Consider the following 7,681-nt stretch of genomic DNA (forward strand, 5'->3'; position numbering starts at 1 on the left):
AAGGCCGGCGGGCGCTTCGCTGTGCTGATCGAGGGTCAGGCCCAGTCGTCTGCCTCGGGCTTGTGCGGGACCGCGTAGCGGCAGTAGTGGCAGGTCGAGCCGCTGGGGAGGTCCACGGTCCGGCCGGTGCAGCGCGGGCACTCGCCCAGCTCGAGGACCGGGCCGTGTCCGGCGTTGCAGGCCGGGCAGGTGTGGCCGGTCTCGGCATCGGTGATCCAGCCGTACCAGGCCATGTGGCCCTCAAGCGGGTGTTCGCAGTACTCGCACCCGTCGCAGGGCTCCCAGGAGATCTCGCATTCGAGGGGTTCGAGCATGACCGCCATGCAGCCGTCGCGGTCGCAGGTCACGGCGTCGCGGATCATCAGTTCCCCTCGCGGTTTTCGCGGTTGCTGAGCTGGGACGGCTGGGTACGCGGCGCGTCCTCCACCCAGGCGAACGGCCGGGTGCTGTCGGCCGCCTTGAAGACTCGGATCGCGGCGCCGTCCGGCGCGTCGGGCAGGGCGTAGACCCGGCCGCCCTCCAACGAGGCCAGGAGCCGGGCGGCGTGGTTCTCGCAGCCGTCCGCCCCGGCGCTCTGCCGGTCGAGCACGGTCACGACGGCCGGGCCGTCGCACGGGGTCGGGTCGTCAGGGTGGGCGGCGGGGCAACGGGTGTCGGTCATGGTGTCCTCCGGTGTCGGGGGCGCCGGCCGTTCGGCAGGCGCCCCCGGCGGGTGGTCGGTCAGGCGGCGGGAGTCAGCTTGGCGGCGAGCTGGGCGGCGGCGGCGAGGATCAGCCGAACCTCCGCTTCGCCGTTGGCCGGGAGTCCGGCCGGGCCGGGCACCGGGGAAACCGGCGCGGGAGTCGGGGCGGGGTGGCGACGAAGCAGGGCCACGGCCAGGACCACGATGGTGGTCGCCACGGTGGCGAGGTAGGCGAGGGCGATCACGCGGCGTCCTCCTCAACCTCGATGCGGGTCTGGCCCTTGAGCGGCTGGGGCCCGTACTGGGTCTCCAGGGTCTTGTACCGGCGGTTGACGGTCTCGTGTGACCGGGTCGCCGGACCGGCTGCCTCGCGGGTGCTGAGGCCCTTGCGCCAGCACTCCTCGATCACGCGGTTGGCGTCCTCGGTTGACAGCCTCTCGGAGGCGTCGGCGTCGGCGTCAACGTCGGCGTGGACCATGGGCGGTGTCGAAGCGGTCGCGGCGCTGACCTGCGGTGTCCACGTTGACACTGGCTCGCCTGACGCGACCGCGAGCGGCTGGACGTTGAACGGGAGCCCCGCCGTGTCAGAAGCGGCGACAGGCGCCTTCACGGGCTCGGACGGACCCAGGGTGACGGGAGACATCCGGGCGGCCAGCGGGACGTTGGCGAACCACTCGCGGAAGGTCCGTTCGGCGTCCCCGTGCTCCTCCTCGGACTCGCGGATCTGTCGGTTCAGTTCGGCGTACCGGGCGGCCTGCGCGGTCCGTTGGCGGACCGCCTCCTCGGCCAGCGCGAGTTCCCGGTTCGACTCAGCCGCGAACTCGGCGACCTCCTCGGCGGCTTCGCGCTGGCGCCGCTTCTCCGCCAGCCGGGCGTTCGACCGGGACACGGCCCGGGTGTTCGTCTCGGCGTCGCGTTCCTGGGCGATGTCCTCGGCGGTCTCGCGGCTGACGCTGACGTTGTCGTGGACGGTCTGCACGGCCGCCACCGTGAGCGCCGCTGCGGGCAGGAAGGCCAGCACCCCGCCGTGCCCGAGGTAGGCCATGAGCACGGTCGACCCTCCGGCCGCCGCCACGGACAGGGCGCCCATGAGGGCGACGACGCCCCACGTGCGGGCCTTGATGGCGCGGTCGACGGACGTCATGGCCCCGAGCCAGATGGCGTCCAGGAAGATGGCGACCAGGCCGCCGCCGATCCATCCGGCCACGCCAGACAGGCCGAGCAGCGCCCCGGCGTTCGGCGCGACGGTGACCAGGACCGCCCCGAGCGCGATCACCTTGAGTGTCTCGGCGACCAGGCCGAACAGGTTCAGGTCCTTGAGCTTTCCGAAGTCCATGGTCACTTCCCCTTCCGGCGGTCGGTGCGGATCTGGCGCATGAGCAGGTAGCCGATCGGTGCCGCGACCATGAGCGCGACCGCGACCAGGGCGATGGCGAGGAACATCCCGGTCAGGACGCAGACGCACGCGGCGCCGCCGCCGACCACGGCCACGGTCTTCCCGGCGGACCAACCGCCGGCCTTTCCGTGCGAGCAGCTGCACGCGCCGTGCGCGGCCGGGGCGGTCGCCTGGTTCGCGGCCTGCACGGCCTGGACCACGGCGAGGATCTGCGCGAACTGCGCGGCCTGATCCTCCGCCTGCCGGGCGTCGGCCACGGCCTGGGTGAAGTTGGCGCTCATGCCGCACCCCCGAGACGGATCGCCGTGCCGTTCTTCTCCAGCAAGTCGCGCTTCACCAGGGCCTCGACCGCGCGGGCGACCGAGCCGGGGTTGATGCCCGTCGCCTTGGAGATCTCCGCGTTGGTCGTCGCGCCGTCGCGGACCACCTTGAGCACGGCCCGCTGGTTGTCCGTCAGGTCTGCCTCTGCGGAGGCCGCCGGGGCGGACTCGACCGGACCCGACTTCACCAGCGTCAGACCCTTCGGTCCGGTCGGGGCCGGGGCGGTCGCCGTGCCGTGCCACACCTTCGACGGGAGCGCGCGCACGCCCTCGTTGCCGAGCGTCCACGTCCGGATCAGCCGCGGCCCGTAGTCCTTGAGGTAGCCGTGACCCCGGTACGACTTGGCCCGGTCGATCTTCTGCGGCTGGTAGTCGGCGCAGTCGTCCAGCGCCGTCTGTGCCTCCTGCGCGTCCGCGACCCGCAGGCAGAACCGGGTGAGCAGGTTCGGGGCGATCAGGTTGTGAACGCCCGGGGCCCCGCCGGACATCACCGGCTTCTGCGTCGCCCACCACAGGACGATCCCGCGCGAACGACCCAGCGACGACAGCTCGATGAGCCGCTGCAGCCGGTCCTTGTCCTTGCCGATCGAGGCGAGCACGACCTGGCCCTCGTCGATCTCCACCGTGAGCTGAGGGCCGTCCCAGACGCTGATCTTGCGCGCCTTCATGTCCGCCTTTCGGCGGTTCATCTCGTCGTGGATCTCGTCGATCACGTCGTCGATCTCGTCGAACTCGACCGCGCACCGGCAGATGCCGTCCCACTCGTTGGCTTCCTCGCCCTTGCCGTCGATCAGGACGAAGTCGCCGCGCAGGTGGGCGGTCGCCATCAGGGGGCGGGTCGACCATGACTTGCCGGTCCCGGACGCCCCGGCGATCAGCATCCGCTCGTCGAACGGAATCAGGACCTCTTCGCCGGTCTCCGTGTCGAGACCGAGCGACATCATGAACGGGTCGGCGGGCATCCGGTCCGGCGTCCACGTCGACTCGACGCCGTCCGCCGCGCTGCGAGTCGCGATCGAGATCACGGCCCAGCCGCCCTCGCGATCGTTCGTGATCCGCATCCGCGTCGACGTCTTCATGCCGAGCAGGTTCCGGACGTTGTCCTCCGCCGCCCGCAGAGCCTTCACGGTCCACTTGCCGTCCAGCCGGACGCGGCACACGATGCCGCCGGTCGTGATCCCGGGCGCGCCGGTCACGGTGCCAGCCAGGCCGCGCGCTTCCGCGTTCGACACCCAGTACGCCGGGTCGAGCCGCTGCATCAGCGCGCGCTCCTCGGCGCTCACCTCGTCCTCGATCCGGGCCGTGACCTGCCGACGGCCGAGCCACAGCCCGCCGACGTGCAGGCCGATGAGCGCGGCCGACGTCAGCCCCGGCCACGTCGTCCAGTCGTGCTCGGTGCTGTACGCGTACATGCCGACCCCGGCCAGCGCGACGTGCGCGGAGTGCGCCCTCACGGCCACCGACTTCAGCGTCATCGGGTAGTTGGCCCTGGCCGCCTTCAAGTCGCTCTTGGCCGCCTGCCGGTGCGACCGCGCGGCCTTCTCCGCGACCCGCGCCGACCGCCGGGCGGAACTGAACCAGTTCTTCGAGTCGTTGCGGGCGACCTTGTGCTGAGCCGACGCCTGCCGCTCCACCGACCGCGCCGAGTTGTACTCGCGCTGCGCGGTGATCAGCGCCTTCAGGTGCTCCGGCGTGCGGAGCTGGCGGCGCCGGTCCGCCTCCGCGTCCCAGCGAGCCGCGAACGGGGCGAACACCGGGGCCGCCGCGTCCAGCTCACGGGCGACGGCCTCCGACGCCTGGTTGATCCGCTCCGCCGAAAACTCGCGGGCGGTTTTGGTGCTTGTGCCGATCTTGCTCCATGCTGATGTGACGTCCACGAGTTCCTCCAAGGTGATCGTGGATGAGGGTCGGAACCTTCCGTTGACGCGGGGTTCCGGCCCGTCTGTTTTGTGTGGGTTGGTGCCGCAACCCCAGGGGCGCAATGACCTTGCGGCCGGATTGCGGGGGCGCAAGCGGTCTGACCTGGGGTTTTCGGTCTTGCGGTGACTTGCGAAGAGGTGGCTCTACGCGTACGCGCGCGAGGCGGGGTCGGTTTGCGGGGCCCGGATCACTCCTTGCCCCACAGCATCACGGTGGTCGTCGTGAGGCCGGTCTTCCTGGCGATCTGACGGATCGGGACGCCCGCCTTCATGGCCCGGAAGACGATCGGCCGGAGGGCCGCGTCAGCCTTCCGCAGCTCCGCCTTGGCCGCGATGCGTCGCGCCCCCGGCCCGTCCAACGCGCGGTCTGCCTCGGCCCTCTCGGCCGCTTCATCCTTCATGCGTCCTAGTCTGGGACTCCGACGCGCTCAGCGCAAGTCCGCCGCGCCGATTCGATCAAAAATCGCTGTGCGGCCGTCTGCGGGCCGTACGCGCTCCGCCAAGCCCGAGAGTCCGCCCGGACCCTGACAGCGGCTCAGAACGCCGCCTGTGGCCGCTCTTGGCGGCCGTCTGCCGGTTACTGCGCCTCCGGCGGCCCTCCGGGGGGCCACCGCTCCCAGAGGGGGTGGGGGCACCACCGGTGTCTGCGGGCCCGTGGGTGGTTCGGCGGGGGAGCGGGGGTTCCCTCCGGCCGAACGACCCTCCGCACCATGCCGCACGGCGGCCCGGGGCGCGACGAAAAGCGTGTCGCACCCCGAACCACCGCACGGCCCACCGTGAGTGCCGCCCGACCGGAGGGAACCCCCGCTCTGGCCCCCGCCTTGCGAGGGCGAGCGCGAAAGGCCGGCGGAACCCGAGCACCGCCCGCGGCTTCCCCGCCGCCGTGCAAATGCTGCGCTCCGCCGACGAGCACCAGGAGCACGAGCACGACCAGGACGACGACGCCGACCGCGACCGACCGCCGTACACCTCTGGCACTTTCGACCACCCGCCGACCGAACAGCCCGCTCGAACGAATCCCCCACACCTTTGCATCACGATCCGCAGGCCCACCGACCGCAGTACAAACCCCACTACAGAACACACCCAGGCATTCCCAACGAGCCGGACCCGAACAAGATCAACACGGGCACACCTCTTGCACTTCGGCGCGGCCGGTCGGCAGTGATCGAAAACAGGGTGGAAACAGGGTGGGCACAAAGGGGGTTCCCCTGTCGGGAACCCCGCAGATGACGGCAGCAAGTTGTGGGTCACTGACCCCAGTAACCGACCGGCCGGGGACGGCCGAACGCCCCGCCGGCCGATGGCAGGCGGGGCGTTCTGGGGTCGGTAGTTGGCGACAGCGAGTTAGTGCTTACTGGGGTCAGTTACGCGTCGGCCACCTGTCGGCGGCGGGCACGGTGCACGTGCTCCGCGAAGGTCCGGGCGGCCGGTCGGTCGAGGATCGCGGCGGCCTTGGCGGCGGCCTTCTCCGCGGCTTCGTCCTCCCCGGCCTGGGTGACGTTGTCGCCCTGGCCGTCGTCCTCGGTCGGCGGGTCGAAGACGTCGATGCCCCACCGCAGGCCCCACGACTCGATCAGCATCCGCACGCCGGTGAGGCCGTGCGCCGCCGCCACCTTCTCCAAGTCGCGGCGGCGGCCGGGCACGTAGGCGATGTGCCGGTACCAGGTGCCGGACGGGATGACGAGGATCGGGACCAGGCCGCCGGACTCGTCGGTGATCTCGTCCTCGCTCCGGGTGTCCTGCGCGATGCCCAGCTCCCTCACGAGCGCGTTGAGGCCCTGCGTGCGGTACTGCTTCCGCACACCGAAGATCCCGCGTTCACGCTCGCGGTACTTCTCGGTGTAGATGCCGGGCCTGCCGTTGGCGGCCAGCTCGGCCGCCGCCGCGTCGCCGAGCTGCCACGGGCTCAGGCGCCCGTCCTTGCGGCCGGTCTTGAACTCCTGCCCGGACAGCTCCAGCCCGATCTTGGCCGTGCCCTTGTCGCCGTCCTTGTACAGGTAGCGGGCCGTCTCACCCTCCTCGCCCTCGTTCAGCGCGCGCAGGTCGGTACCGTGCCCCTCCCCGCCGCACGAGCAGTTGGGCCGGTCACAGCGCAGGCTGACCTCGTAACCGCCAGACGCCCGGACCGAGTCGGCCCACGCCACGGCCAGCGCCCGCCGGAACTCCTTCACGCCGTCCTCGTCCAGCGGCACGGCCGTGACCCACAGCGCGTGCCAGTGCAGGTGGAACCCGGAGCCCAGACCCCAGGTGTCCTCGTAGGCCCGCTCGTAGCCGATCACGCCGAACTCGGCCTTCAGCCGCCGCCACGGCCGCCCGGCCGACCCGTACGCGCCGCGCCAGCCGTCGTGCAGGACGCTGATCAGGCCGAAGCGGCGGCCCTTGCGGTTCGAGCCGAACGCCATCCGCTCGAAGTGCCGCAGGGTGTTGGTGCCGAGGTACTGCCCGTACCCGGCGGCGGCCAGGCCGTCCGACATGAGCTGAGCGTTCGAGGCGCGGACCGCGAGGATGCGCGAGCCGCACCAGACGCACAGGTGGACGTTGTTGCAGCGGCAGACGCCCGTGATCGCCGAGTCGTTGGCCGCCGCCATCAGCGTGGCCGCTTTGCCCGTCAGCCGGTTGCCGCAGGCCCGGAACGCGTCCCCGAGCGCGGCCGTCTGGTGCCGGTCGCGGCGGTCGTACCGCTCGTCTCGCGGGTCCTTCCGCAGCGCCGTCTCCTGAGAGGGCGGCGCCCCCTCAGACTCCCCCGCCTCAGCCGCTCCGAGGGTGTAAGGGTCACGGCCCCTGGGAGTGCCACTTACACACCCCCTCTGACCTGCAGTGGACGGAGATTTTCTCTTACTACTGAAGCGCTCCGCCGTCTCGGCAGGGGTGGAAACGGCCCCTGACCTGCGGTTTTCGCTTCCGGGGGACGTGTCCCGATTACTCTCCGTGCGCGTCCCGATTACATTCTGTGACTGCTTCGCAATGAGCCGTTGTGTCCGCTTTTTGCAGGCGTCCGAGCAGTAGACCTTGGGGCGCTTACCGGGGATGTGCAAGATCGCTTTCCCGCAGATGCAGCGGGGGCCGCGCGCTGGAACGGCGGCAGGATCGCTCTGTACGCTCGTCACGAGCAACGTTCTCCGTCTCGGTGGGTTCGAGGTGAGGGAGCGGCAGGCCCCGGAATCCGACCTCCGGGGCCTGTGCTCTTTCTGGGGTCCGTGTTACGCGCGTCCTAGTATGGGACTCCTCCCCGCCCCGATCAAGCACAAAGCGCCCGCCGGACCAAAAAGGCCGGCGGGCGCTTCGCTGTGCTGATCGAGGGTCAGGCCCAGTCGTCTGCCTCGGGCTTGTGCGGGACCGCGTAGCGGCAGTAGTGGCAGGT

At 71.1% G+C, this 7,681-nt stretch carries 8 protein-coding genes; all 8 read right to left on the reverse strand.

Features of this window, described 5'->3' with window-relative positions:
• Positions 1-35: 35 nt before the first annotated feature.
• A complete protein-coding gene (locus ACZ60T_RS33950) occupies positions 36-362 on the reverse strand; it encodes a hypothetical protein (RefSeq protein ID WP_469669479.1) in 327 nt (108 codons plus the stop codon).
• Positions 362-661, reverse strand: coding sequence for a hypothetical protein (locus ACZ60T_RS33955; RefSeq protein WP_469669480.1), 300 nt, complete (start codon positions 659-661; stop codon positions 362-364). Before ACZ60T_RS33955 ends, ACZ60T_RS33950 begins: the two co-directional genes overlap by 1 nt.
• Positions 662-720: 59 nt before the next feature.
• Positions 721-927 (reverse strand): hypothetical protein, encoded by a 207-nt coding sequence (locus ACZ60T_RS33960; RefSeq protein ID WP_469669481.1) that lies wholly within the window; start codon positions 925-927, stop codon positions 721-723.
• Complete coding sequence (locus ACZ60T_RS33965) at positions 924-2,018, reverse strand: hypothetical protein (protein ID WP_469669482.1); 1,095 nt, start codon at positions 2,016-2,018, stop codon at positions 924-926. The genes ACZ60T_RS33960 and ACZ60T_RS33965 overlap by 4 nt, the downstream gene beginning before the upstream one ends.
• Before the next feature lie 2 nt (positions 2,019-2,020).
• Positions 2,021-2,359 carry a hypothetical protein gene (locus tag ACZ60T_RS33970; protein ID WP_469669483.1) on the reverse strand — a complete coding sequence of 113 codons (339 nt, stop codon included), beginning with the start codon at positions 2,357-2,359 and terminating at the stop codon, positions 2,021-2,023.
• Positions 2,356-4,275: an FtsK/SpoIIIE domain-containing protein gene (locus ACZ60T_RS33975; RefSeq protein ID WP_469669484.1), complete on the reverse strand. Its 1,920-nt coding sequence runs from the start codon at positions 4,273-4,275 to the stop codon at positions 2,356-2,358. The genes ACZ60T_RS33970 and ACZ60T_RS33975 overlap by 4 nt, the downstream gene beginning before the upstream one ends.
• Before the next feature lie 230 nt (positions 4,276-4,505).
• On the reverse strand, positions 4,506-4,718 hold the full coding sequence (locus tag ACZ60T_RS33980; RefSeq protein ID WP_469669485.1) for a hypothetical protein: 213 nt from the start codon (positions 4,716-4,718) through the stop codon (positions 4,506-4,508).
• Positions 4,719-5,684: 966 nt separating this feature from the next.
• Positions 5,685-6,908: a hypothetical protein gene (locus ACZ60T_RS33985; RefSeq protein WP_469669486.1), complete on the reverse strand. Its 1,224-nt coding sequence runs from the start codon at positions 6,906-6,908 to the stop codon at positions 5,685-5,687.
• Positions 6,909-7,681: the final 773 nt, after the last annotated feature.

It is taken from the genome of Streptomyces sp. NPDC104371 (genome assembly GCF_055583785.1).

Bases quoted from the DNA above. Each gene is read 5' to 3' on its own strand.
- ACZ60T_RS33965 (WP_469669482.1), bottom strand. From the start codon at position 2,018: ATGGACTTCGGAAAGCTCAAGGACCTGAACCTGTTCGGCCTGGTCGCC.
- ACZ60T_RS33980 (WP_469669485.1), bottom strand. From the start codon at position 4,718: ATGAAGGATGAAGCGGCCGAGAGGGCCGAGGCAGACCGCGCGTTGGAC.
- ACZ60T_RS33970 (WP_469669483.1), bottom strand. From the start codon at position 2,359: ATGAGCGCCAACTTCACCCAGGCCGTGGCCGACGCCCGGCAGGCGGAG.
- ACZ60T_RS33950 (WP_469669479.1), bottom strand. From the start codon at position 362: ATGATCCGCGACGCCGTGACCTGCGACCGCGACGGCTGCATGGCGGTC.
- ACZ60T_RS33985 (WP_469669486.1), bottom strand. From the start codon at position 6,908: ATGGCGGCGGCCAACGACTCGGCGATCACGGGCGTCTGCCGCTGCAAC.
- ACZ60T_RS33955 (WP_469669480.1), bottom strand. From the start codon at position 661: ATGACCGACACCCGTTGCCCCGCCGCCCACCCTGACGACCCGACCCCG.